Annotated in this window: 21 protein-coding genes; 8 read left to right on the top strand and 13 right to left on the bottom strand. The window is 71.1% G+C overall.

The window, feature by feature from the left end:
• Positions 1 to 41 precede the first annotated feature (41 nt).
• Together HCN51_RS09400 and HCN51_RS09395 are read right to left on the bottom strand one after the other, a co-directional pair.
• The gene (locus HCN51_RS09400; protein ID WP_168008802.1) at positions 42 to 392 is read right to left on the bottom strand and encodes a VOC family protein; all 351 of its coding nucleotides are present in this window, start codon (positions 390 to 392) and stop codon (positions 42 to 44) included.
• A complete protein-coding gene (locus HCN51_RS09395) occupies positions 389 to 1,135 on the bottom strand; it encodes a trans-aconitate 2-methyltransferase (protein WP_329607673.1) in 747 nt (248 codons plus the stop codon). Before HCN51_RS09395 ends, HCN51_RS09400 begins: the two co-directional genes overlap by 4 nt.
• A gap of 81 nt (positions 1,136 to 1,216) precedes the next feature.
• Here HCN51_RS09395 and HCN51_RS09390 point away from each other — a divergent pair, with 81 nt between their 5' ends.
• Positions 1,217 to 1,723, top strand: a complete 507-nt coding sequence (locus tag HCN51_RS09390; RefSeq protein ID WP_168008800.1) for a MarR family winged helix-turn-helix transcriptional regulator — start codon at positions 1,217 to 1,219, stop codon at positions 1,721 to 1,723.
• Positions 1,724 to 1,846: 123 nt separating this feature from the next.
• Here HCN51_RS09390 and HCN51_RS09385 read toward each other — a convergent pair whose 3' ends face one another.
• The 3 genes from HCN51_RS09385 to HCN51_RS09375 all read right to left on the bottom strand — a co-directional run bounded on the left by HCN51_RS09385 (position 1,847) and on the right by HCN51_RS09375 (position 5,407).
• Complete coding sequence (locus tag HCN51_RS09385; protein ID WP_168008798.1) at positions 1,847 to 3,676, bottom strand: ABC-F family ATP-binding cassette domain-containing protein; 1,830 nt, start codon at positions 3,674 to 3,676, stop codon at positions 1,847 to 1,849.
• Positions 3,677 to 3,736: 60 nt separating this feature from the next.
• Positions 3,737 to 4,639 carry a 4-(cytidine 5'-diphospho)-2-C-methyl-D-erythritol kinase gene (locus HCN51_RS09380; RefSeq protein WP_168008796.1) on the bottom strand — a complete coding sequence of 301 codons (903 nt, stop codon included), beginning with the start codon at positions 4,637 to 4,639 and terminating at the stop codon, positions 3,737 to 3,739.
• Between the two features lie 174 nt (positions 4,640 to 4,813).
• Positions 4,814 to 5,407 (bottom strand): TetR/AcrR family transcriptional regulator, encoded by a 594-nt coding sequence (locus tag HCN51_RS09375; protein ID WP_206066773.1) that lies wholly within the window; start codon positions 5,405 to 5,407, stop codon positions 4,814 to 4,816.
• A 99-nt stretch (positions 5,408 to 5,506) separates the two neighbouring features.
• On the opposite strand from HCN51_RS09375, the gene HCN51_RS09370 reads away from it, so the two are divergent.
• Complete coding sequence (locus HCN51_RS09370) at positions 5,507 to 6,238, top strand: SDR family NAD(P)-dependent oxidoreductase (protein WP_168008792.1); 732 nt, start codon at positions 5,507 to 5,509, stop codon at positions 6,236 to 6,238.
• Between the two features lie 149 nt (positions 6,239 to 6,387).
• Here HCN51_RS09370 and rsmA read toward each other — a convergent pair whose 3' ends face one another.
• Positions 6,388 to 7,248, bottom strand: a complete 861-nt coding sequence (rsmA, locus tag HCN51_RS09365; RefSeq protein ID WP_080045054.1) for a 16S rRNA (adenine(1518)-N(6)/adenine(1519)-N(6))-dimethyltransferase RsmA — start codon at positions 7,246 to 7,248, stop codon at positions 6,388 to 6,390.
• A 46-nt stretch (positions 7,249 to 7,294) separates the two neighbouring features.
• Here rsmA and HCN51_RS59260 point away from each other — a divergent pair, with 46 nt between their 5' ends.
• Both HCN51_RS59260 and HCN51_RS09355 read left to right on the top strand, forming a co-directional pair.
• Entirely contained in the window at positions 7,295 to 9,379 is a 2,085-nt protein-coding gene (locus tag HCN51_RS59260; RefSeq protein ID WP_428981531.1) for a serine/threonine-protein kinase, read from the top strand.
• The gene (locus tag HCN51_RS09355; protein WP_168008783.1) at positions 9,376 to 10,578 is read left to right on the top strand and encodes an FG-GAP repeat protein; all 1,203 of its coding nucleotides are present in this window, start codon (positions 9,376 to 9,378) and stop codon (positions 10,576 to 10,578) included. The genes HCN51_RS59260 and HCN51_RS09355 overlap by 4 nt, the downstream gene beginning before the upstream one ends.
• Positions 10,579 to 10,749: 171 nt before the next feature.
• Here HCN51_RS09355 and HCN51_RS09350 read toward each other — a convergent pair whose 3' ends face one another.
• The 4 genes from HCN51_RS09350 to HCN51_RS09335 all read right to left on the bottom strand — a co-directional run bounded on the left by HCN51_RS09350 (position 10,750) and on the right by HCN51_RS09335 (position 15,768).
• On the bottom strand, positions 10,750 to 11,601 hold the full coding sequence (locus tag HCN51_RS09350; protein ID WP_168008781.1) for a ubiquitin-like domain-containing protein: 852 nt from the start codon (positions 11,599 to 11,601) through the stop codon (positions 10,750 to 10,752).
• Positions 11,602 to 11,754: 153 nt separating this feature from the next.
• Positions 11,755 to 12,621, bottom strand: a complete 867-nt coding sequence (locus HCN51_RS09345; protein ID WP_168008771.1) for a YchF/TatD family DNA exonuclease — start codon at positions 12,619 to 12,621, stop codon at positions 11,755 to 11,757.
• A 37-nt stretch (positions 12,622 to 12,658) separates the two neighbouring features.
• Positions 12,659 to 14,443, bottom strand: a complete 1,785-nt coding sequence (gene metG, locus HCN51_RS09340) for a methionine--tRNA ligase (RefSeq protein WP_168008769.1) — start codon at positions 14,441 to 14,443, stop codon at positions 12,659 to 12,661.
• Between the two features lie 80 nt (positions 14,444 to 14,523).
• Entirely contained in the window at positions 14,524 to 15,768 is a 1,245-nt protein-coding gene (locus HCN51_RS09335) for a glycosyltransferase family 2 protein (protein WP_186404458.1), read from the bottom strand.
• A 168-nt stretch (positions 15,769 to 15,936) separates the two neighbouring features.
• Between HCN51_RS09335 and HCN51_RS09330 the strand changes: the two genes are divergently transcribed.
• Positions 15,937 to 17,415 carry a hypothetical protein gene (locus HCN51_RS09330; RefSeq protein ID WP_240972637.1) on the top strand — a complete coding sequence of 493 codons (1,479 nt, stop codon included), beginning with the start codon at positions 15,937 to 15,939 and terminating at the stop codon, positions 17,413 to 17,415.
• Here the strand turns inward: HCN51_RS09330 and HCN51_RS09325 are convergent.
• Complete coding sequence (locus tag HCN51_RS09325) at positions 17,351 to 18,937, bottom strand: dolichyl-phosphate-mannose--protein mannosyltransferase (RefSeq protein ID WP_346433586.1); 1,587 nt, start codon at positions 18,935 to 18,937, stop codon at positions 17,351 to 17,353. The two genes, HCN51_RS09330 and HCN51_RS09325, sit on opposite strands and share 65 nt — an antisense overlap.
• A gap of 10 nt (positions 18,938 to 18,947) precedes the next feature.
• Entirely contained in the window at positions 18,948 to 19,796 is an 849-nt protein-coding gene (gene rsmI / locus HCN51_RS09320) for a 16S rRNA (cytidine(1402)-2'-O)-methyltransferase (protein WP_168008767.1), read from the bottom strand.
• A 78-nt stretch (positions 19,797 to 19,874) separates the two neighbouring features.
• Here rsmI and HCN51_RS09315 point away from each other — a divergent pair, with 78 nt between their 5' ends.
• Positions 19,875 to 21,509, top strand: coding sequence for a dolichyl-phosphate-mannose--protein mannosyltransferase (locus tag HCN51_RS09315; RefSeq protein ID WP_168008765.1), 1,635 nt, complete (start codon positions 19,875 to 19,877; stop codon positions 21,507 to 21,509).
• Positions 21,510 to 21,621: 112 nt separating this feature from the next.
• Positions 21,622 to 22,836 carry a hypothetical protein gene (locus HCN51_RS09310; protein ID WP_168008756.1) on the top strand — a complete coding sequence of 405 codons (1,215 nt, stop codon included), beginning with the start codon at positions 21,622 to 21,624 and terminating at the stop codon, positions 22,834 to 22,836.
• Between the two features lie 60 nt (positions 22,837 to 22,896).
• Here HCN51_RS09310 and HCN51_RS09305 read toward each other — a convergent pair whose 3' ends face one another.
• Positions 22,897 to 23,295, bottom strand: a complete 399-nt coding sequence (locus HCN51_RS09305) for a MerR family transcriptional regulator (RefSeq protein WP_346433585.1) — start codon at positions 23,293 to 23,295, stop codon at positions 22,897 to 22,899.
• 48 nt (positions 23,296 to 23,343) lie between these two features.
• Between HCN51_RS09305 and HCN51_RS09300 the strand changes: the two genes are divergently transcribed.
• Positions 23,344 to 24,138, top strand: coding sequence for an MBL fold metallo-hydrolase (locus HCN51_RS09300; protein ID WP_168008752.1), 795 nt, complete (start codon positions 23,344 to 23,346; stop codon positions 24,136 to 24,138).
• Positions 24,139 to 24,158 lie beyond the last annotated feature (20 nt).

Here is a 24,158-nt window from a genome sequence, read left to right as displayed (position 1 = left end):
AGAGTCCGATTTCGGACCATGATGCCACCGCCCGGTGAACATCACACGGGTTGCAGGAGTTCGATTCTGTTACCCACCGGGTCGAAGACGTAGATCCGCCGGTACCCCGGGAACAGGTCGTCGGGCCGCGCCTCGGGGATCTTCTCCGCGTACGCGTCGAGATCGTCCACCAGGAAGGCGGGGTGGGCCTTGCGGGCGGGCCTGAAGTCCTCCTCGACGCCGAGGTGGACCTCCACGCCGTCGCCCCTGAACCAGACGCCTCCGCGCCTGGCCAGCTCGGGCGGCTTGGGAACCTCGCGCAGGCCCAGCACTCCCGCGTAGAACGCGCGTAACGCCGGCTCGCTGCCGCGCGGCGCGGCGAGCTGCACGTGGTGCAGGCCTCTGATCGTCATTTCTGCGCCACCACGAAGATCCGCCGGAACGGGAACGGCGTGCCGTAGCTCCTGGCCGGGTACGCCTCGGCCAGCGGCCCCGCGAGGTCCTGCTTGAAGCGCCGCTGCTCGTCGGGGTCGAGCCGGTCGAGTATGGGGCGCAGGGCCGTGCCGGAGACCCAGTCGAGCACCGGGTTCTCGCCGTGCAGGATGTGCACGTACGTCGTCTCCCACGCGTCCACCTGGGAGCCGCCCTGGTTGAGCAGGTCCACGTACTCCAGCGGCTCCCCCACGGGCATGCCCCTGGTGAAGTCGCCGAGCTTGTCGGACCAGGCGCGGGAGGAGCACAGCTCGCGGATCGCCACGTGGCTGGGGGCGTCGAAGTTGCCCGGCACCTGGAAGGCCAGCCAGCCGCCCGGGGCCAGCGCCTCCACCCAGTGCTCCAGCACGTCGCGGTGTGCGGGCACCCACTGCAGGACGGCGTTGGAGACGAGCACGTCCACCGGCCGGTCGGGCCGCCACATGGCGACGTCGGCCACCGCGAACCGCACCTGCGAGCCCAGCTTGCGGGCCTTGGTGATCATCGCCGGGGAGGAGTCGAAGCCCTCCACGGTCGCGTTGGGCCAGCGGCTGGTCAGCTCCACCGTGAGCTCGCCGCTGCCGCAGCCGGCGTCCACGACGTAGTCGGGCTCGACCGCGCCCACCCGGGAGATCAGCTCGATGAACGGCCGGGACCGCTCGTCGGCGTAGACCGCGTACGTCACAGGGTCCCAAATATCTCTTGACATAGAGATAATTGATATCGAGAGAGATATCTCGATGTCAAGACAGTACACTCTTGTGTCATGACGGAGGATGCTAGGGACGAGGTCGATCTCCTCGTCGCGGCTTGGCGGGCGGAGCGCCCCGACCTCGACGTCGAACCGCTCCAGGTGCTCTCTAGAGTGTCACGACTCGCCAAGCATCTCGACCGTGCGCGGCGGGCGGCGTTCGCCGAACACGATCTAGAGCCGTGGGAGTTCGACGTGCTCACCGCACTGCGGCGGGCCGGTAAGCCCTACGAGCTCAGCCCCGGAGCCCTGCTGCGGGCCACTCTGGTGACCTCCGGCACGATGACCAACCGCATCGACCGGCTCGCCCAGGCCGGGCTCGTGCGCCGGCGGCCCGACCCCGAGGATCGGCGCGGCGTGCTGGTCTCGCTGACCGAGACGGGGCTCGCCCGGGTGGACGCCGCCTTCGACGACCTGCTGCGCAGGGAGCGGGAGCTGCTGTCGGGGCTGGGGCCGGCGGATCAGCGCGCGCTGGCGTCGCTGCTCCGCACCCTCCTCACACCCTTCGACTCCCCGCTCTGACCTCCCGGCACTGACCTCCCGCACTGACCTCCCGCCCTGGCCTCCCCGCTTCGGGGTGCGCTCAGTCGCCGAGGCGGTCCGCCCTTCTGCCTTCAGTCGCCGAGGCGGTCCGCCCTTCTGCCCTCAGTCGCCGAGGCGGTCGGCGACCTCCAGCCACTCGGCCTCGATGGTGTCCTTCTGGGCCGTGATCTCGCGTAGTTGCGCGTCGAGCGAGCCCAGCTTGGCGTAGTCGCTGGCCGCGTCGGCCATCGCCGCGTGCAGGCGCGACTCCTGCTCGCTCAGCTTGTCGAGCTGGCGCTCCAGGCGGTTGAGCTCCTTGCGCAGCTCCCGCTCCTCCTTGGCCGACAGCCCGCCCTGCTCCGGCGCCCCGGCCCCGGCCCCTGCCCCGGCAGGGCCCGTCGTCACGCTCGCCTCGGCCGCCGGCGCGCCCGCGCCGAGGCGGGCGGTCACCGCGGTGCCCGCGGCGCGGCGTTCGAGGTATTCGTCCACCCCGCCGGGCAGCAGCGACAGCTTGCCGTCGCCCAGCAACGCCACGCACCGGTCGGTGACCCGCTCCAGGAAGTAGCGGTCGTGGCTCACCAGGATCAGCGTGCCCGGCCAGCCGTCGAGCAGGTCTTCGAGCTCGTTGAGCGTCTCGATGTCGAGGTCGTTCGTCGGCTCGTCGAGCAGCAGGACGTTGGGGTCGTCCATGAGCAGCCTGAGCAGCTGCAACCGGCGCCGCTCGCCGCCCGACAGGTCGCCGATCACCTTCCACTGCGCGTCGCCGCGGAAGCCGAGGCGTTCGAGCAGCTGGGAGGCCGTCCACTCGCGCTTGCCGAGCTGGAGGTACTTGCGCACCTCCTCCACCGACTCCAGCACCCGCCGCGTCGGGTCGAGCTCGCCCAGCTCCTGCGACAGGTGCGCCAGGCGCACCGTGCGGCCCCTGACCACCCGGCCCGAGTCGGGCTTGATCGTGTCGGCGAGCAGCCGCAGCACCGACGACTTGCCCGACCCGTTCACCCCGATCAGGCCGATCCGGTCACCCGGGCCGAACTGCCACGTCAGGTGATCGAGCACCAGCGGGCCCGTGCCGGGGCCGCCCGCGTGCAGCGTGACGTCCTCAAGGTCGTAGACCGTCTTGCCGAGGCGCGCCGCGGCGAACTTCATCAGCTCGACCGTCTCGCGCGGCGGCGGCTCGTTCGCGATCAGCGCCTGCGCCGCCTCGATCCGGAACTTCGGCTTGGACGTGCGCGCGGGCGGGCCGCGCCGCAGCCAGGCGATCTCCTTGCGCATGAGGTTCTGGCGGCGCTCCTCGGCGGCCTGCGCGATGCGCGCCCGCTCCGCCTTGGCCAGCACGTACGCCGCGTAGCCGCCCTCGTAACGCTCGACCCTGCCGTCGACGACCTCCCACGTGCGCGTGGAGACCGCGTCGAGGAACCACCGGTCGTGGGTCACCACCACCAGCGCGCTCTTCCTGCCCGCCAGATGCGCGGCCAGCCACGCGATCGCCTCGATGTCGAGGTGGTTGGTGGGCTCGTCGAGCATGATCAGGTCGTGGTCGTCGATGAGCAGCTTCGCCAGCGCCGTACGCCGGCGCTCGCCACCCGACAGGTCGGCGGCCTTGGAGGCGAGGTCGAGGTCGCCGATCAAATTCGACAGGATCTCGCGGACCCGCTGATCGCCCGCCCACTCGTGCTCCGCCAGCCCGCCGAGCACGATCTCGCTCACCGTGGCGCCCGGATCGAGGGTGTCCTGCTGGGACAGGAAGCCGACGCGCAGGCCGCGGTTGTGCGTGACCCGGCCGCTGTCGGGGCGCACGGTGCCCGCCAGCACGGACAGCAACGTCGTCTTGCCGCCCCCGTTACGCCCGACGACACCGATGCGCTCGCCCGCCTCCACACCCAGGGAGACGTCGTGCAGGAGCGGCTTGGGGCCGTAAGCGTGGGAAACGGACTCAAGGTTGACCAGATTCATGGCCTTCCCAGGGTATCGGCTCCCGGCCCTCCGCCTTTCCGCTGCCGAGGCGGGGGACGATCAGATCAGGACCGCGCCCTGCACGGGCCCGTGGGCGGCCACCGCCGTGCGGGCCGCGCCTGTCGCGGTCAGGCTCTCGGCCAGGTCGCGCGCGTGCGTGGCGTCGATGGCCAGGAACGCGCAGGTCGGGCCGGAGCCCGAGACGATCGCGCCGAGCGCGCCGTGCTGGCGGCCCGCGTCGAGGGTGGGGCCGAGCTCGGGGCGCAGGGTCAGCGCCGCCGCCTGGAGGTCGTTGCTGAGGTTCGAGCCGAGTGCGTACGCGTCGCCGGTGCCGAGCGCCTCCATCAGCGAGTCGTTGAGCTGGGGCCAGGGCACCTCGGCCCCCGAAGCCTGCCGCAGGCGGTCGCACTCGGCGTACACGCTGGCCGTCGAGAGCCCGCCGGTCGCCGGCGCGAACACCCAGTGGAACGTGCCTCCCGTGGGCAGCTCGCTGAGCTGCTCGCCCCGGCCCGTGCCCACCGCCGTGCCCCCGATCAGCGAGAACGGGACGTCGCTGCCCAGATCCCCGGCGATCTCCATGAGATCCTCCAGCGGCAGCCCCAGCCCCCACAGCTCGTTGCAGGCCACCAGCGCGCCCGCCGCGTCGGCACTCCCGCCCGCCATGCCCCCGGCCACCGGGATGTCCTTGTTGATGACGAGATCGGCGCCGTAGGTGCGGCCCGCGTGCTTGGCCAGGGCGCGCGCGGCACGGATGGCGAGATTGGAGTCGTCGACCGGCACCTGGTCGGACCACTTGCCATTGACCCGGACCGTGATGGACTCCGACTCCTTCGCCACCACCTCGTCGAAGATCGATACCGCGTGGAAGACGTTGACCAGGTCGTGATAGCTATCTTCCCTGAGCGGGCCGACAGAAAGCTGCACGTTGACCTTCGCGGGCACACGTACGGTCACCGAACTCATCGATCTTCTGCCACTCTCATCGCTTGCCGGGGTCAAGGACACTCGATGTTATCCGGGCACGCTGGGCCGACATGCGGTTCTTGAAAGATGAACCGCATGTCCCGACGGCGGCCCGACACGGAGAGTCAAGTTGATCCCCATATGCCGGACACCCCGCCCCGCACCCGGGTTCGATCAGCGTTCGGGCAGGGGGTGGGCTGCTTCCGTGCGTAGGCCGTCGAGGAAGAAGGCCAGGCAGCGGCGCCACGCGCCCGGAGCGGTGCTCATGGACTCGCGGATGACCTGCGACATCGCCCAGATGAGCGTCACCAGGTCCTGAGTGCCGAAGTCGGGGCGCAGGCGGCCGGCGGCCTGGGCGCGTCCGATGATGCGCTCGGCGTCGAGCAGGCCCTGGTGGCAGGCCTGGCTCACGTCGGTGGCCAGGGTGAAGCCCTGGGTCAGGGCGTCGTTGAGGCCGTGGTCCTCCGACTGGAGGGCGAAGAGCCCTTCGAGGAAGGCGACGAAGCCGTCCCAGGGGTCGGGGTCGGCCAGGGCCCGCTCGGTGACCTGCTCCAGGGCCGCCAGCCGCTGGGGCATGACCGCTCCGAGGAGCGCCTCGCGGGTCGGGAAGTGGTTGTAGAGGGTGCCGATGCTGACTCCGGCGCGGCGGGCGACGTGCTCCAGGGGCACGTCGAGGCCGTGCTCGGCGATGAGCTGGGTGGCCGCGACCAGGAGCTTGTCGCGGTTGCGTGCGGCATCCGACCGCAGCGGCTTGGTTCCGGCTGCCATCTCTCCATCATACGAATCTGAGGGCTGCCTCAAGTTGTGTGCTACGTTGGTGAAAGTTGAGGGAGCCCTCGACTTAATCTCCAAGGGGAAGGCACCGCCATGTCCGCAGCCACACGTAAGACCGCCGTCGTCATCGGAGCCGGGCCGGGGCTCGGCCTGTCCGTCGCCCATCGGTTCGGGCGCGAGGGGTACGCCGTGGCGCTCGTCTCACGCAGTGACGCCCGGCACGCCCGTTATGTGGCGTCGCTGGCCGCGGCCGGAGTGGAGGCGGCGGCGTTCGTCGCCGACGTACGGGACCACGACCGGGCCCTGGCCGCCCTGGACGCGATCGTCGAGCGGTTCGGCACCATCGACGTGCTCTACTACGGGCCAGGAGCCGCCGATCTGGACGCCGCGCCGCTCCCGCCCATCACCGGCATCACCTCCGAGGACGTGCGGGAGGCGATGGAGGTGGTGTACCCGACCGTCGCCCTCGTCGGCAAGGTGCTGCCCCGGATGGTCGAGCGGGGCGAGGGCGGGCTGCTGTTCGCCGGCGGGCTCAGCGCCGTCATGCCGATGCCCGCCCTCGGCAGCCTCGCGATCTCCTCGGCGGCGCTGCGCAACTACGCCCTGACGCTCAACGCGGCACTGGCCGACCAGGGCGTCTACGCCGGGAGCCTGATCATCGGCGGGCTGATCGAGCGGGGGGACATCCACGCCCACGTCATGTCCCGGCCGGAGCTGTTCGGGGACGCGGGCATCCGGACGCTCGACCCGGACGCGATCGCGGACACGGCCTGGGACCTCTACGCCAAGCGGGACCGGCCCGAGGCCACCTTCAGCGCCTTCTGACCTCGCAAGGTCAAGGTCTGGCGCATCACGATGGCCCGACGCTCAGCACGCCCACGCCCACGCCCACGTCCACGTCCACGTCCACGTCCACGCCGCACGGCGACCGGCGCCTCATGACGTCCGGTCGCTCGGCGAGGGGCACGGCCCGGTCAGGGGCGGAGTTCGGCGATGCGGGCGAAGGCCGTGATGTCGAGCTGTTCGCCGCGCGCCGACGGGTCCACCCCGGCCGCCCGTAGCGTGCGTTCGGCGTCGGCGGCGGTGCCGGCCCAGGTGGCGAGGGCCGCGCGCAGGGTCTTGCGGCGCTGCGCGAAGGCCGCGTCCACCACCTCGAACACCTCCTGCCGCGACGCCGACGTGGCCGGCGGGTCGCGGCGGGCCAGGGAGACGAGGCCGGAGTCGACGTTGGGGACGGGCCAGAAGACGGTACGGCCGACGGGGCCGGCCCGGCGTACGTCGGCGTACCAGGCGGCCTTGACCGACGGAACCCCGTACACCTTGGAGCCGGGACCGGCCGCGAGCCGGTCGGCGACCTCCGACTGCACCATCACCAGGCCCTTGCGCAGCGAGGGCAGCACTTCGAGGAGGTGCAGCACCACGGGGACGGCCACGTTGTACGGCAGGTTCGCCACCAGCGCGGTCGGGGCGTGGCCGGCGAGATCGTCAGGAGTGATCTTCATGGCGTCGGCGTTGACGACGGTCAACGTGTCGGCCGCCTCCCGCTCGGCCACCGTGACGGGCAGCTGCCGGGCCAGCACCGGGTCGATCTCGACGGCGACCACGTGCGCCGCCGACGGCAGCAGCGCCAGCGTGAGCGAGCCGAGGCCGGGACCGACCTCGATGACCACGTCATCAGGCGAAAGGTCGGCCACGCGGACGATGCGACGGACGGTCCCTGCGTCGATCACGAAGTTCTGGCCCAGTTTTTTTGTCGGACGAAGATCTAGCTTGTTCGCCAAAATACGTATTTCTGCAGGGCCCAACAGCCTCATCATCCAACCAGTCTCCCGCATCGAAGAACCTGCGATGGCGGATGGGGAGACCAAAGGAGAGGATGGCGTGGAACAGGAAGGGACGTCCCTCATGGAGCCAACGGGCGCCGCACCGCTTCGGCCGACCGACCTGCGCGCGATCGGGCCGTACCGGCTGCTGGGCCGGCTGGGCGAGGGCGGCATGGGGACCGTGTTCCTCGCGCGGGCGCCGACGGGACGGTTCGTCGCGCTCAAGGTGGTCAAGGCCGAGTTCGCCAACCAGGAGGGCTTCGCCGCCCGCTTCCACGCCGAGGTCGACAACGCGCGCAGGGTGGCGTCGTTCTGCACGGCCCAGGTGCTGGACAACGGCAACACCGGCGACGGCCGGCCGTACATGGTGACCGAGTACATCGCCGGCACCCCTCTGTCCGACCAGATAGCCAACTACGGCGCCCTGGAGCCGGGGCCGCTGCACGGCGTCGCGCTCGGCGTGGCGGCGGCGCTGGCCGCCATCCACGTGGCCGAGCTGGTGCACCGCGACCTCAAGCCGGCGAACGTGATCCTCTCGCTGTCCGGGCCCCGCGTGATCGACTTCGGCATCGCCAGGGCGCTCGACCGCGAGACGGGGTTCACGCTCTCCGGCGAGCTGCTGGGCAGCCCCGGCTGGTGGGCGCCCGAGCAGGTACGCGGTGAGCCCGTCAGCCCGGCGGTGGACATCTTCGCCTGGGGCTGCCTCATCGCCTACGCCGGGAACGGGCGGCACCCGTTCGGGCGCGGCGACCCCATCACCATGGCCTCCCGCGTCCTCAACACCCAGCCCGACCTGGGGGCACTGCCCGCGCCGCTGAACGAGCTCGTCCGGCGGGCCACCTCCATGGACCCGGCCCTGCGGCCGACCGCACAGGACCTGCTGATCGCGCTGGTCGGCGGCAGCGCGCCGACGCCCGCCACGGTGGATCCGCCGACACTGGTGGCGACCGAGATGCTCAGCGACTGGGAGCCGCCGCAGAACGTGGTGGACGAGCCGGACATCACAGCCACCTTCACGACACCGCCCCCCAGCGACGCGACCGGCCGCCGCACCACGACCCCCGGGGCCTCCCCGGCACCGGGCAACGTCCCCACGGGCCCGCAGCCGGCCGGCTCGCAGGCATCCGGTCCGCAGGCGGCACGTTCGCGCGCTTCCGGTCCCCAAGCGTCAGGTCCCGCCGCTGCGGCCGGCGACCTCGCCGGCGCCGGCGCGGCGACCGGTCCCGGCGCGCCGGGCGCCGGGACCGCGCCGGGCTCCGGGAGCGGGCCGGGCATCGCACCTGGACCTGGCGTCGGTGCGGGGCCGTCCCTGGAGGAGCGGGCACGGCAGGAGGAGGAAGCGGCCAAGGAGGAGCTGGCCCGCTGGCAGGTGCCCGCCCCGCAGGACGCGGGCCGGGCCAAGGCACGCAAGGGCTTCAGGACGGAGTCTCCGCAGGCCACGAAGCAGGGCGCGGAGGGCCTGGGCGCGGCGGGACGCGGCCCCGGGCTGGAGCCCGAGCGCCAGGACGCGGCCATGGGGCGGGCCAGGCAAGGGGCCGTCTTAGGCGCGGACACCCACCCCGGCACCCTGGCAACGCCCGACGACCGGCGCGAGCACTCCGACGACACCATCGGCGGCACCCGCACGCCCGGCACCCGGTGGCTCATCGCCGCCGCGGCCGCCGTGCTGGCCATCGTCGTCACGGTGGCCGTCCTGATCGTCACCTCCGCCCGCACCACGACCACCACCGCGACCCAGGGCACCCCCACCCGGGCGGCGGGCAGCCCGAGCCCGAACGACGTGGGCCGCAGGTTCGCGCTGGGCGCCGCCTTCGACGACCCGGTGGCGATCGTGACGGGCGCGCCGGAGTGCGGGTTGAAGGAGTTCGAGGGTACGACGTCCGCCAAGGGGCAGCTCTGCGTGATCCGCTGGACGATGCTCAACCCGGGCGGCGAGCGCAGGGTCCTGGTACAGCCCGTGGTCACCATGGTCGACGACCGCGGCGGCGAGCACGACCCCGCCCCCGTCACGCTGCCGCCGGCGATCCTGCCGGGCGGGCGGGTGGACAGCGCGTTCGTGTTCGACCTGGCCATGTACCGCAAGCCCATGAAGATGACGGCGACCCTCCTGGAGAACGGCAAGCAGATCGAGGTGGCGCTGTGACGCTCAGGGCGGCGCTCGCCGCGCTCGCGCTCGTGGCCGGAGCGGTCACGGCGGCCGTGTCCCCCGCCACGGCCGCGGCCTGCTCGGGCGCGGCCGACTTCGACGGTGACGGCGTGGACGACGTGGCGGTGGGCGACCCGTTCGCCGACGGCCAGAAGGGCGCCGTGCACGTGCTGTCCGGCGGGAAAGTGGTACCGGTCCCCGTTTCCGGGCCGGCCAGGGGCGATGGTCTCGGCTGGTCCGTACGGCTCGCGCAGGTCAACGGCGACGGCTGCGCCGACCTCGTGATCGGCGCCCCGTACACGGACGTGGACGGGGTCGAGGACGCCGGTGCCGTGTACGTCATCTATGGCGGCGGCGCGGCGGCCCCGCAGCGCCTGGTCGCGTCCCAGCCGCAACGGTTCGCGCACTTCGGCTGGTCGCTGGCCGCGCGCGGCGACCTGCTGGCGATCAGCGCACCGTACGAGGACGAGGGCCCGCTCCTCGACGTGGGCGCCGTCTACGTGCGCAAGGGCGAGGGCGAGCCGCGCAGGATCAGCCAGGAGACCGTGGACGTGCGGGGCAACAGCGAGGTGGGCGACCAGTTCGGCTGGTCGATGGCGTTCGGGCCGAAGAACGAGCTGGTCGTCGGCGTCCCGTACGAGAACGACGACGGCGCCGGCCGCCAGGTCGAGGCCGGCAAGATCGACTCGGGCTCGGTCGTGTTCATCGACGACGCGCTGGCGCCGCAGATCACCTCGTTCAAACTGGACTCGCCGACGGACCGCTCAGGCGACCGCTTCGGCTACGCGATCGCCTACGCCGAAGGCTTCGGCTACGCGCTCGGAACCCCCGGCCCCGGCTACGTCCAGCTCCTCGACACCGCCCGCAAGCCCACGCGAAGGGTGACGAAGGGGGGCAAGCAGGCGTTCGGCTTCTCGATGGCCGTCTCAGCGGACGGACGACTGGCGATCGGCGCCCCTTACGGCGGCGGTGTCCGGGTCATCTCCTGGAAGAACGCCGCCGAGGACCGCGAACTGCCCACCGCCGACGGCCTGTTCGGCTGGTCGGTGACCTTCAGCGGCAACAAACTGTACGTCGGCCAGCCGGACGCGGCCCCGTCCGGCAAGGTCACGGTAACCGCCCGCAACGACGAGGCACCTCCGCAACCCCTCCAGCCCCCGGCAGGCATCGACTTCGGCACCGCCCTGTCCGGTTAGCACGGGCACGGGCACGGGCTTGGCGGTGGTCGCAAGCAACAGGCATGCGGCGAAACGGCGCCGCGCCCGAGCGGCGGCACGCGCGGAAGGGCGGGCGTAGACGTCGGGGTCGGGCGCTGGGCGGCAAGACACGAGCACGAAGCAGCGGGCGCGGCGCGCTGCGGTGGGCGGTCAGCGGGCGTTCATGGTGAAGAGGCGGTCGCCGCAGTGGGGCCATTGGCCCTGCCATCGGCCGCCCACCTGCTGGTACAGGAGCTGCGCCCGGTACGTCTGCTCCTCCTCCGGCCACGTCGTCGGCGTGTCCATGCCGCCCACCGCCTGCCACATCGGCAGGCTGAACTGGTACAGCCCGTAGTAGGGCCCGTCGGGGTTGTAGGCTTCCGGGTCGCCCTGTGACTCGCACTCGGCCAGCGACTCCCAGTCGAGCTCCATGATCTCGGGTTGGATCTGGACGGTGCGGGGTGGGGTGACGGTGATGACGGTGCCGTCCTTGGGGAAGCTGCTGAGGGGCGGGTTCACGAGGTAGCCGCGGCGCAGGGCGATGCGCTTCTGCTTGAGGGCCTCGCGGACGGTTCTGGCGGTCGTGCGCCAGGACACGCGGGTGGTGCCGGCGACGACGTACACCTTGCGCCGGGTGTAGACGGTGAGCTCCATGCCTTCCAGCGGCACCTTGTGGGCGGGCGGGGCGGAGAGCTTGCCGGCGGCGGCGGGGGTGATGTCGAGCTCGGCGAGGGCGTCGCCGACGTTGGTGGCGGTGACGAGGTGGGTGCTGGTGCGGCCGTCGAGGGTGAGTTTGAGGGGGCGGGCGCGGCGGACCTCGATGGTGGTGCCGTCGTCGACCTGGGCGCGGGCGGCGGGGCTCAGCAGGTCGCCGTAGCCGATGGACACGCCGGCGTCGGCGAGCACTTCCTGGACCGTTCCACCGAACGCGCGGACGGGCCTGCGCTCGCCATCGATGACCACGGTGACCTCTTTGACCAGCAGCGACACGACCATGAGCGTGCCGACGGCCGCGACCCCCACCGCGCAGACGACGGGCGTCCACGGGGAACGCCACGGCACTGGCGGCCGGGGCGCACGCCTCTTTCCTCGCACGAGCCACCTCCGGTGTGGGGCAGGACGGCCCGAACTTTACGCTTGTCTACGAGTTGTACACCGGACTTCGCCAAAAGATGGTCACCACTCGCCGAAAACTGTGACTCCGTTGACGCTGATCGCCTCGCACAACCGGTCAGGGTGCACCTTTTTGACCTCCGCCAGGCAGCGCAGGGTGAGCGGGACGAGGTAGGGAGCGTTGGGCTTGCCACGGTGCGGGACGGGCGGCAGGTAGGGCGCGTCGGTCTCGACCAGCATGAGCTCAGCGGGCGCGATCTCGGCGGCCTCGCGGAGGTAGCCGGCGTTCTTGTACGTCACCGGCCCGGAGAATGACATGAAATATCCGGCGTCGGCGCACTTCTTGGCCATCTCGGCGTCCCCGGAGAAGCTGTGGAAGACCACCTTGGCGGGCGCGCCCTCCGCGGCCAGCACCTTCAGCACGTCGTCGTGCGCGTCGCGGTCGTGGATGACCAGGGCCTTGCCAGTGCGCTTGGCGATCTCGATGTGCGCGCGGAAGCTGGCGTGCTGGTCGTCCTTGCTCGCCCAGTCGCGGTAGTAGTCGAGCCCGGTCTCGCCCACCGCCCGCACCTCGGGCCGCCCGGCCAGCGCCTCGATCTCGGCCAGCACCTCAGGAGTGGCCTCGTGGGCCTCGTTGGGGTGGATGGCCACCCCGGCGTACACGCCTTCCTGCTCGGCCGCCACGTCGGCGCCCCAGCGCGAGGAGGCCAGGTCGTAGCCGATCGTGACCAGCCGCGTCACGCCGACGGCCCGCGCGTCGTCGAGGATCCCGCGTACGGTGGCCGAGGCCGCCTGCGCGGCCTGGGCCACCGGGTCGCCCGACGACGCCTGCCGGTTGCCGACCATGATGTCGAGGTGGCAGTGGCTGTCGAAGACGGGCGAGGAGAGCGGCTCTGGCGCGGCGGGAAGCGAGGCGGGAAGCGTGGTCACGCCATCAAAGCCTAGCCTCCCCCGCCGGGAGCCGACGTCACTCGCCCAGCCGGGCCAGCTCCTCGTCGATGACCTTCGGGTCGAGCTTCTTGAACAGCGGCACCGGCGGCGCCAGCGGCGTGCCGGGCCTGATGGGCCGGTGCTCCCAGCGGGCCGCGCCCGCCGCGTAGTCACCGGTGATCACGGGGTACGGGCTGCCGCCGTCCTCGTCGACCTCCCGGATCTCCGGCATGCCGGACCACACGCCCTCGCCGCCCAGCATGGAGTGGACCTTGTTGGAGGAGCCGGGCAGGAACGGCGTGAGCATGGTCTTGGCGTCGTCGACGACCTGCAGCGCGACGTGCAGGATCGACTTCTGCCGCTCAGGGTCGTCCTTGAGCTTCCACGGCTCCTGCTCGGCGAGGTACTTGTTGGCCTCGCGGACGACGTCGAACGCCTCGGTGATGGCGTTCTTGAAGCGCGAGCGCCCCAGCTCGGCGCCCACGGGCCCGAAGGCGTTGCGGGAGCGCTCCAGCAGCGCCCGGTCGGCGTCGGTGAGGTCGCCGGGCTCGGGCACGGCCCCGAAGTTCTTCGCCGCCATGGAGATGGACCGGTTGACGAGGTTGCCCCAGGCGGCGACCAGCTCGCCGTTGTTGCGGTTGACGAACTCCTGCCAGGTGAAGTCGGTGTCCTGGTTCTCGGGACCGGCCACGGCGATGTAGTAGCGCAGCGCGTCGGCGTCGTAGCGGGCGAGGAAGTCGCGCACGTAGATGACGACCTGCCGGGAGGAGGAGAACTTCTTGCCCTCCATCGTCAGGAACTCGCTGGAGACCACCTCGGACGGCACGTCGAGCTTGCCCAGCGAGCCGGGCGAGCCGCCGCGGGCGCCGATGCCGCTGTAGCCGAACAGCATCGCCGGCCAGATCTCGGCGTGGAAGACGATGTTGTCCTTGCCCATGAAGTAGTAGCCGCGGGCGTCGGGATTCTGCCACCACTGGCGCCACGCGTCGGGGTCGCCGGAGCGCCTGGCCCACTCGATGGAGGCGGACAGGTAGCCGATGACGGCGTCGAACCACACGTACAGGCGCTTGTTGGGCTGGTCGCGCCAGCCGTCGAGCGGGATCGGCACGCCCCAGTCGAGGTCGCGGCTGATCGCGCGGGGCTGCAGGTCGCCGAGCAGGTTGAGGGCGAACTTCAGCACGTTGGGGCGCCACTCGCCCTGCTTGGACTGCAGGTAGGAGCCGAGCACCTCGGTGAAGGCGGGCAGGTCGAGCATGAAGTGCTCGGTCTCGACGAACTTGGGCGTCTCGCCGTTGATGCGGCTCTTGGGGTTGATGAGCTGGATCGGGTCGAGCTGGTTGCCGCAGTTGTCGCACTGGTCGCCGCGCGCGCCGTCGTAGCCGCAGATGGGGCAGGTGCCCTCGATGTAGCGGTCGGGCAGGGTGCGGCCGGTCGAGGGCGAGATGGCGCCCATCGTGGTCTTGGGGAAGATGTAGCCGTTGGCGTAGAGGCCCTTGAAGATCTCCTGCGTGACGGCGTAGTGGTTCTTCGTGGTGGTCCGGGTGAACAGGTCGTAGGACAGGCCGAGGCCGGTGAGGTCTTCGGCGATGACGCGGTTGTAGCGGTCGGCGAGCTCCTTGGCGCTGACGCCTTCCTTGTCGGCCTGGACCTGGATGGGGGTGCCGTGCTCGTCCGTGCCGGAGACCATCAGCACCTTGTTGCCCGCCATCCGCTGGTAGCGGCTGAAGACGTCGGACGGCACGCCGAACCCGGAGACGTGCCCGATGTGGCGGGGCCCGTTCGCGTACGGCCACGCCACGGCGGTGAGAATGTGCTGGGTCATGCTTCAAGCCTACGGGGCCGCGAGATTGATCTGTTACGCGCCGCCGCGGTGCCGGTGCCCGCGGCGGCGCGCGAACGGCTCTAGTGCTGCTGCGAAAGGCTCTCGTGCTGGGACGACTCTTCGAGGGCGATCGCGGCGGCGGCCTCCTCGGCCGCGGCGGCGGCGTTGTCGATGGAGGTCTCGCGGGTGCGGCGGATGCCGAGGATGCTGATGAACAGCGCCGCGAAGATCGTCTGGAAGCTCATGATGAGCGCCGTCGCGGACGGCACGACGATGCGCAGCGACTCGCGCGGGTCGAGCTCGCCCCAGTCGCGCACCTGCCAGTGCACCAGCGACATCACCAGGCCGACGAGGCCGGCCAGGGCCAGCAGCCCGCCGAGGACGAGGCCCTTCTCCAGGCTCACGATGTCGATCAGCCGCCGGATCCTGGGCGACTCGGGCAGGAAGCCCTCCTCGGCCGCGTACACCTTCGTGAACACCGCGAACAGCGCCGCCTGGAAGCCGATCACGACCAGGGCGGCGGAGCCGACCAGCGTGTCGACGTCGAAGGCCAGCTCGCCGATCTCGACCGGGCCGAACACCAGCGCGGTGCCCGCGACGAGGCCGACGATCATCATCAGCACGCCGGGGTAGAAGAACAGCCACTTGGGGCTGTAGAGGAGCAGGAAGCGCAGGTGGCGCCAGCCGTCGCGCCAGGAGCGCAGGTGCGGCGGGCGGGAGCGGCCGTCGGGCGAGAGCGTGGTCGGGACCTCGCGCACGTCGAGGCCGGCCAGGGTGGAGCGGACCACCATCTCGGAGGCGAACTCCATGCCGCCCGTCTGGAGCTGCAGCCGCAGGATCGAGTCGCGGCGGAAGCCGCGCAGCCCGCAGTGGAAGTCCTTGATCGCCGAGGGGAAGAACAGCCGCCCGATGAACGACAGCACCGGGTTGCCGAGGTAGCGGTGCAGCGGCGGCATGGCGCCCGGCGAGATGCCGCCACGGAAGCGGTTGCCCATGACCAGGTCGGCGCCGTCGCGCAGCTGCTCGACGAACGGCATCAGCGCCGTGAAGTCGTAGGAGTCGTCGGCGTCGCCCATGATGACGTATTTGCCGCGGGCCGCCCTGATGCCGCCCATGAGGGCGTTTCCGTATCCCTTCTCGTCCACATGGACCACGCGGGCCCCGGCGTCTCGGGCGAGCTGTTGGGAGCCGTCCGTGCTGCCGTTGTCGGCGATCAGCACCTCGCCCTCGATGCCGTGCTCCTCCATGCACGCCAGTGCTTTGCGCACACAGACTTCCACGGTCTCCGCCTCGTTGAGGCAGGGCATGACCACCGTCAGTTCCACGTGTCTACCCTTCAGTTAAGGCTCTTCCAGTGAACCATCATGCCCTGAACGTGCCCATGCTCGGGCACAGACCTGAAAACGACTGGCATTCTTTACAGCATGGTGAGCGTCGCGGAGATTACCCCTGTGGACCCCTCCGCCCCTGGCAGGACAGCCCGTCTGCTGTCCATGGTGCGCAGGCATCGGGTGTTCGCCGCGGCCTTCGGCGTCGGCGCCGTGCTGCGGCTCATCACCATGCTCGGCTACGGCCCGGCCATGTGGTTCAACGACTCCTACGAGTACGTCTCGGTGGCGCTGCACCCGAGGCCGCACCCGATCAGGCCCGACGGCTACAGCTTCTGGCTGATGCTGCTCCAGCCGTTCCACAGCTTCACGCTGGTGACGTTCACGCAGCATCTCATGGGTCTGGCGACGGCGTGCCTGATCTACGCGCTGCTCCGGATCAAGTTCAGGCTGCCGAAGTGGGGGGCCACGCTGGCGGCGGCGCCGGTGCTGTTCGACGCCTACCAGATCCAGCTCGAGCAGCTCGTGATGTCCGACACCATGTTCATGCTGCTGGTGGTCGGCGTGATCACGATGGTGCTGTGGAAGCGGCGGCTGACCTGGCAGGCGGGCGCGGTGGTCGGCCTGCTGCTGGCGCTGACCTGGCTGACCCGCTCGATCGGGCTGCCGATCCTGGCGCTGGTGGTGCTGTACCTGCTGGTCAAGCGGGCCGGATGGCGGCCGATCGCAGCGGTGATCACGGCCTGCGCGATCCCGGTGATGGCGTACATGGGGTGGTTCGCCTCGGCGTACGGGAAGTTCGCGATGACCAACAGCGACGGCCTGATCCTCTACATGCGCACGGCCATCTTCGCCGACTGCAACAAGATGGACATCGACAAGTACAAAGAGGTCCAGCTCCTGCTGCTGTGCATCAACGATCCGGTGAGCCAGCGCAAAGACTACGCCCAGTGGTACCTGTGGGGTCAGGGCAACGGCGACGGCACCGGCACCGGCGAGGTGCTGCACCGGTGGGGCATCAACAAGAAGTGGAGCGAGATCACCAACGACGCCGCCAGCAAGTTCGCCACGCGGGCGATCCTGTCGCAGCCTGGTGACTACCTGAAGGTCGTGGCCCGCGATTTCTTCCGCTCCTTCCACTGGGCACGGCCACGCTTCCCGGACGAGTCGACCTATAACATGTACCAGTTCAAGCCGTACGTGGAGCTGGACGACACCGGCCAGCCCAAGCGGCTGCCGAAGTGGTCGTCGTACGCGGGCGGGCGCACCGACACCGACGCCTTCAGCTACGAGCAGGGCCCGCCGGAGACCCGGATCGTGCAGCCGTGGGCGACGATCATGAGCAACTACCAGAAGGTCTTCTACCTGCGCGGCATCATGCTCGGCGGCATCCTGCTGATCGGCCTGTACGGCGTGGTGGTGCGCTACCGCAAGTTCGGCGGCCCGGTGGTGCTGCCGTGGCTGGGCGCGGTGGGGCTGCTGCTGGCCCCGGCGGCCACGGCGGAGTTCGACTACCGCTACGTTCTGCCGGCCGTGCCGCTGGCCTGTATCGCGGCGGCGATCACGCTGCGGCGCGGGGTCACTTGGGTGCGGCGGTCACCCAAGAGCTCATCAGCATCCGAGCCCACCACTGCGCGTGCGTGATCGTCTCGGCCGTCAGCACCGGGTAGAGCCACCAGAAGTTGATCAGCGTGACGAGCGCGTACGCGCCGACGACCGCGGCCCCCGTCGCCCTCCGGGTGGCGGGGGCGTCCTGCCTGCCGAGGACGAGCCCGGCCACGAGCACGAGCGCCAGCACCATGAACGGCACCACGGGGATCATGTAGAACAGGTACATGGTGCGGTTGTCGGCGATGGCGTAGTAGAACCAGGGCAGCCATCCCACGGCGACGCCGAGCAGGGTCGCCCCGGCCCGCCAGTCGCGCGCGGACACGTACCAGGCGACGAGGCCGAGCAGGGCGAGCGCGGCGGCGTACCAGATCATGGGGGTGCCGACGCCGAGCACGGCCTGTGCGCACTTGTCGGCGCCGCAGGCCGACGGCGGCAGGTCGGTGGGGTAGTGGAAGGAGACGGGGCGTAACAGCAGCGGCCACTGCCAGGGCTCCGACATGTACGGGTGGTAGGCCTCCAGGCCGCTGTGGAAGCCGAGCACCTGTAGCTGGTACTGCACCCACGAGCGCACCGAGTCGAAGACGAAGAACAGCGGCCCCGAGGAGGTTGCCCGCTCCCAGTTGCGCCCCCAGCCGTCGGCGGAGACGAACCAGCCGCTCCACGACGCGGTGAACACCAGCGCGGGCACGAGCGCCATCGCGCCGAACCCGCCGGGCAGGTCGTACGCCAGCGCCCCCCGGTACGGCTCGCGCAGGCCCAGCGCCCGCCGCGCCCCCATGTCCCACATGAGCGACAGCACGGCGAACCCGATGAGGAAGAAGATCCCCGACCACTTGACGGCGCACGCGGCGCCCAGGCACGCCCCGGCCGCGAGGCGCCAGGGGCGCCAGCCCAGCCGCGGGCCGGTGGCGGTGCGGGCGGCACTCTCGTACCAGCGGACGAGCCTGTGCCGGGCCCAGTCCCGGTCGGCCACGACGCACGCGAACCCGCACAGCACCCAGAACATGAGGAAGATGTCCAGCAGCCCCGTGCGCGACAGCACCAGGTGCAGGCCGTCGAGGGCGAGCAGCAGCCCGGCCAGGCAGCCGAGCAGCGTCGAGCGGGTCATCCGGCGCGCCACCCTGGCCAGCACCAGGATGGACAGCGTGCCGGCCAGCGCGGCGGCGAAGCGCCAGCCGAACGGGTTCATCCCGAACAGCCACTCGCCGACGCCGATCATCCACTTGCCCAGCGGCGGGTGGGCCACGAAGGAGGCACACTCCGACGGTTGCGCGCACTGCTTGAAGATGTCCAGGCTGCCGGCGATGAGCCGCCGGTCGGCGATGGGATTCTTGGCGTCGCCCAGGGTGGCCATCTCGACGCCGTACTTGAGCAGCGAGTACGCGTCCTTGACGTAGAACGTCTCGTCGAAGACGACGGCCTTGGGCTCGCCCAGCCGGACGAAGCGCAGGATGCCGCCGAAGATCGCCACCGCGAGCGGCGCCAGCCAGCCGAGGAGGGCTCCGCCCTGCATCGGCGGAATCAGCCGTTGCGGCGATACCCCCCAGTTCCTCACGATGCGCACCCTACGGGGTGGTGGTTCTCCTGTGAACCAGGTCATAGAGCTCCCGCCGGGGCACGCCCGCGCCCTTGGCGACCTCGGCCACGGCCAGACTGCGCCGCTCCCCCGCCGCCACCCTGCGGTCGACCTCGGCCGCCAGCGCGTCGAGGTCGGGCTCGTCGTCGCCCGGCGCGTGACCGGCGACGACGATCGTGATCTCGCCCTTGACGCCGCCCGCCGCCCACTCGGCCAGCTCGCCCAGCCCGCCCCTGCGGACCTCCTCGTAGGTCTTGGTCAGCTCCCTGCACACCGCCGCGCGGCGTCCGGCCCCGAACGCCTCGGCCATCGCCCGCAGCGACTCCTCCAGCCGGTGCGGCGACTCGAAGAAGACCATCGTGCGCTCCTCGGCGGCCAGCGCGCCCAGGCGGCGGGCCCGCTCGCCGCCCTTGCGCGGCGGGAAGCCCTCGAAGCAGAACCGGTCGCTGGCCAGCCCCGACACGGCCAGCGCGGTGGTGACGGCGCTCGGCCCCGGCAGCGCGGTGACCGTGATGCCCGCCTCCACCGCGAGCTGCGTCAGCCGGTAGCCCGGGTCCGACACGCCCGGCATGCCCGCGTCGGTGATCACCACGACCGTGCGGCCCTGCTTCAGCGTCTCCACCAGCTCCTGGGCCCGGCCCGCCTCGTTCTGGTCGTAGTAGGACACCACGCGGCCGGTGAGCTCCACGCCGAGGTCGGCGGCGAGCCTGCGCAGCCGCCTCGTGTCCTCGGCGGCCACCACGTCCGCGCCCGCCAGCAGCTCGCGCAGCCGCGGCGAGACGTCTCCCACCTGCCCAATGGGGGCCCCTGCCAGCACCAACCTGCCGTTCCCTGTCACCCGACCATTGTGGCAGGGCGGCCCGATTAGACCGTGTTTCCTTGGTAAACACCGCTCTGGGGCCCGTACGATGTCCGAATGGCGGTGACCGATTCCCCGTACCAGGCCTACGAGAGCTCGGAGGCCGGCGCGAGCCACCCCGAGACCCGGTCCGTACGCGATCGGGTCGTGCCTCCCCTGCGCGGAAGCGTGCTGTGGGGATGGGTGGGGCCGCTGCTCGTCACCCTGTTCGGCGGGGTGATCCGCTTCATGCAGCTCGGTCATCCCAGGGCCGTGGTGTTCGACGAGACGTACTACATGAAGGACGCGTTCTCGCTCATCACCCATGGCGTCGAGAAGGTCACGATCAAGGACGCCGACAAGGCGATCCTCGCCGGCAACACCGACATCTGGCAGTCGTGCACCCCCGCCGACCTCGACAAGTGCGCCTCCTACGTGGTGCACCCGCCCATGGGCAAGTGGATGATCGGCGTCGGCGAGTGGCTGTTCGGGCTCAACCCGTTCGGCTGGCGCTTCGCCGCCGCGCTGATCGGCACGCTGTCCGTCCTCGTGCTGGCCAGGGTCGCCCGCCGGATGACCCGCTCCACGCTGCTCGGCTGCTTCGCCGGCCTGCTGCTGGCGCTCGACGGCCTGCACTACGTGCTGTCCCGCACGGCGCTGCTGGACATCTTCCTCATGTTCTGGGTGCTCGCCGCGTTCGCCTGCCTGGTGGTCGACCGCGACCGGGCGCGCGAGAAGCTGGTCACCTGGTACGAGAGCTCGCCCCTGTCGCAGCAGGGCCCGTCGCTGGGCATCAGGTGGTGGCGCATCGGCGCCGGGGTGTGCCTGGCCTTCGCGATGTCGGTCAAGTGGTCCGGCCTGGCGTTCGCGGTCGCCTTCGCGATCATGTCGCTGATGTGGGACTTCGGCGCCCGCCGCGCCGTGGGGCTGCGCCGGCCCTACCTGGGGGCGTTCAACAGGGACGTGCCGCAGGGCGTCCTGGCGTTCGGCGTGGTGCCGTTCGTGGCGTACATGGCCACCTGGACGGGCTGGTTCGTCAACGCGAGCGGCTACGGCCGCAACTGGGACCGGGCCACCGAGCCGGGCAACCCGCTGTTCTTCCTCTTCGACTCGATGCGGTCGTGGGTGGCCTACCAATGGCAGGTCTTCACCTTCCACAGCGGTCTGGAGACCTCGCACCCGTACATGTCGGAGCCGTGGTCGTGGCCGCTGCTGCTGCGCCCCGTCGCCTTCTTCTACGAGGGCAAGCAGAACACGTGCGGCGTCAAGGACTGCTCGCAGGCCGTGCTCGGCGTGGGCACGCCGGTGATCTGGTTCGGGGCGCTGGCCGCGCTGGTGGCGCTGATCGCGTGGTACTTCTCCGCACGCGACTGGCGGGCCGGGGCCGTGCTGCTGGCCTACGCCATGGGCTGGCTGCCGTGGTTCTACTTCGCCATCGCCGACAACCGCACGATGTTCCTGTTCTACGCCATTCCGATGGTGCCGTTCATGGTGCTGGCCATCACGTTGTGCGCCGGGCTGCTGATCGGGCCGGCCACGCCGACGGCCAAGGGCCTGATGCCGAGGCGGCGCACCTACGGTGCCGCCGTCGTCGGCGCGTTCGCCCTGCTCGCGCTCATCAACTTCTGGTGGCTGCACCCCATTCTCTCCGCCGAGCTGATTCCGTACGTGGACTGGAAGGCACGCATGTTGTTTGAGAAACGGTGGATATGATCACGTTACAGTCGGCTCAATAGGGGTTTCTTAGGTAGTCGCTGTGCAAGACCCAATACGCACCGGATTCGGTCATCGTCAGGCCCGGGGTCGATACGGCAAACTTCGAGGCATGAGTGCACCGGATGTCACCGCCCTTCTCGCCGAGTTGGAGCGATCTCACCCGGATCTGGCCGAGGAGGCCAGGACCGCCGTCGAATGGTTGACGGGTGGGGAGCCGCTGGAGACGGTGACCCAGCTCGACGTCTGCGAGTTCCTCTGGTACACGTTGCCGCTCAAGGTCGCGCCGCCCAACGCCGGGACGATGAAGGGCAGCGGCGACATGGAGCGCCTGGCGCGCTCCCTGGGGCGGCTGCTCCAGCTCGGCGGCATGGACCGGTATGCCGCCATGTGCGTGTCACCGACGACCCTGCAAATCCTGCGCACCTACGCCCGCGAGGGCGAGGACGCCGGCACCACGGCCTACCAGCAGGCGCTGGAGGCCACGGGCGTGCTCCCGCCCGACGTGCCCGAGCTGCAGTGGAGCATGATCATGGGGCCTGAGGAGCTGGGCGCGCACATCGCCTGCTCCGCCGCGCTGGAGCTGGCCATCGTGGCCGGCGAGAGCGTGGACCGCACGGCCCTGACCCGCCGCTGGCTCACCGAGCCGCGCGCCGACCTGGGCGGCGACAGCTGGCTCAACCGCGTCCACGGCGAGCGGCTCAACCGCTGGGTGCTGGGGCGCGGCCCGGCCAGGCGGGAGCTGGCGCAGCCGTTCGAGGTGCGCCTGCACGCCCCCGTGGCGCCGCAGCCGCTGCCGGCGCTGCACCGGCTGCTGTCGGTGGCCGCGTCTGGTGAGACGCTGCCGCTGCGGCTGGCGCCCTCGCCCGCGGCGGCGCGGCTGCGCGACCTGGCCGAGCGGGAGCTGGGCGCGATCCGCCGCGACGGCGCCAAGCTGACCATCACCGACTACGGCCTGCGGCTGCTGAAGTCGAAGTCGGCCATGTGGTCGGCGGTGACCCGGCTGCTGCTGGCCAGGGGCGAGCACGAGTTCGAGGTGTCGGCCAGGGAGGCGGCGCTGATGCTGCTCGCCGACGGCACGCTGATGTCACCCGCCAAGCTGCGCGAGCGGGTGGCCGAGGTGGTGGGCGGCGAGGGCTGGCATCCGGCGACGAGCCTGGAGGACGTCACGGGGCCGGTGACCGACCTCGTGGCCCAGCTCACGGCGCTGGGGCTGGCCTTCAGCGACGAGCTGGCCGTGCGGATGGACCGGCCGGGGCAGCTCGCGGCCCTGGCGGCGCTGCGGGCCCACGCGCTGCGGCCCCGCAAGTACGTCAGCTCGGCCTGACAACCGGCGGCGGGTGCTCCGCCGGCCCTGGAGCACCGACGCCCGGCGGCGGGTGCCCCGTCAGCCCTGGGGCACCCGGCGTACGGCCTGCTTGAACTCGGGGCATTCCACCAGCGGGTCGTGCGTGCACACCACGGCGTGGCGCAGGCTGTCGCGCAGCCGATTGAGCTGGTCGACCCGCTGCGACACCTCGCGCTCCTTGGCCGCCATGCGGGCGCGCAGCCGCTCGTCGGACGGCCGCGCCGCCAGGAACTCGGCGATCTCGGAGAGCGTGAACCCGGCGTCGCGGGCGCAGGAGATGAGCGCCAGCCGCTCCAGGGTCTCCGACCGGTACGCGCGGCGCAGCCCGTTGCGCCCCTCGGCCTGGATGAGCCCCTTGCGCTCGTAGAACCGCAGCGCGGACGCGGCCAGCCCGCTCCGCCTGGCCACCTCGCCGATGTCGATCAACGTGTCGTCCACGACCTGGCTCCTTGACTTGAACCGCGCTTCAAGTCGCAGTCTAGCCCCATGCGGATTCATCACCTCAACCTCGCCTCGATGCGCGAGATCGACTCCCCCGACGGCCTGGCCCCCGCGCGCGCCGTCTGCCACGCCCTGCTCGTCGAGACCCCCGCCTCCGGGCTGGTGCTGGTGGAGTCGGGCCTCGGCCTGGCCGACGTGGCCGACCCCGCCCTGCACCTCGAACGCGAGTGGACGGAGCTGGTCGAGCCGGTCCTGTCGCCCGCCGAGACGGCCGTGCGGCAGGTGGCGGCGCTCGGCCACGACCCCGCCGACGTGCGGCACATCGTCCTGACCCATCTCGACGTGGACCACAGCGGCGGCCTGCCCGACTTCCCGCATGCCCGGGTGCACGTCATGGAGGCCGAGCTGAAGGCGGCGCTGGCGGAGGGCCCGAGCCGCCGCTACCGCCCCTCCCACTGGGCGCACGCGCCCCGCTGGGTGACCTACCCGGGGACGGGCACCCGCTGGCTGGGCGTGGACGGCGTGCGCCCGCTGGCCGGCCTGCCGGAGGACGACTTCCTGTACGTGCCGCTCGACGGCCACACCGACGGGCACGCCGGGGTGGCGGTCAGGGACGGCGACCGGTGGCTGCTGCACGCCGGGGACGCGTACTTCTACCACGGCGAGCTGGCCCGCGAGCCGCGCCCCCACCCGATCATGGACCTCGTGCAGCTCCAGGCCCAGGTGGATCCGGCGCGGCGGCTGTCGAGCCAGGAGCGGCTGCGCGCGCTCGCGCACGACCACGGCGTGGGGGTGTTCTCGGCGCACGACCCCTGGGAGCTGACCGAATACTCCCAGTAGTTACGATTGTGGGGAAATGC

Origin of the sequence: Nonomuraea composti, from assembly GCF_012034275.1 — a bacterium.
Classification (GTDB): Bacteria; Actinomycetota; Actinomycetes; order Streptosporangiales; family Streptosporangiaceae; genus Nonomuraea; species Nonomuraea composti.
Note: the sequence above shows the minus strand (reverse complement) of the source record. Positions and strands in the feature narration are given on the sequence as shown.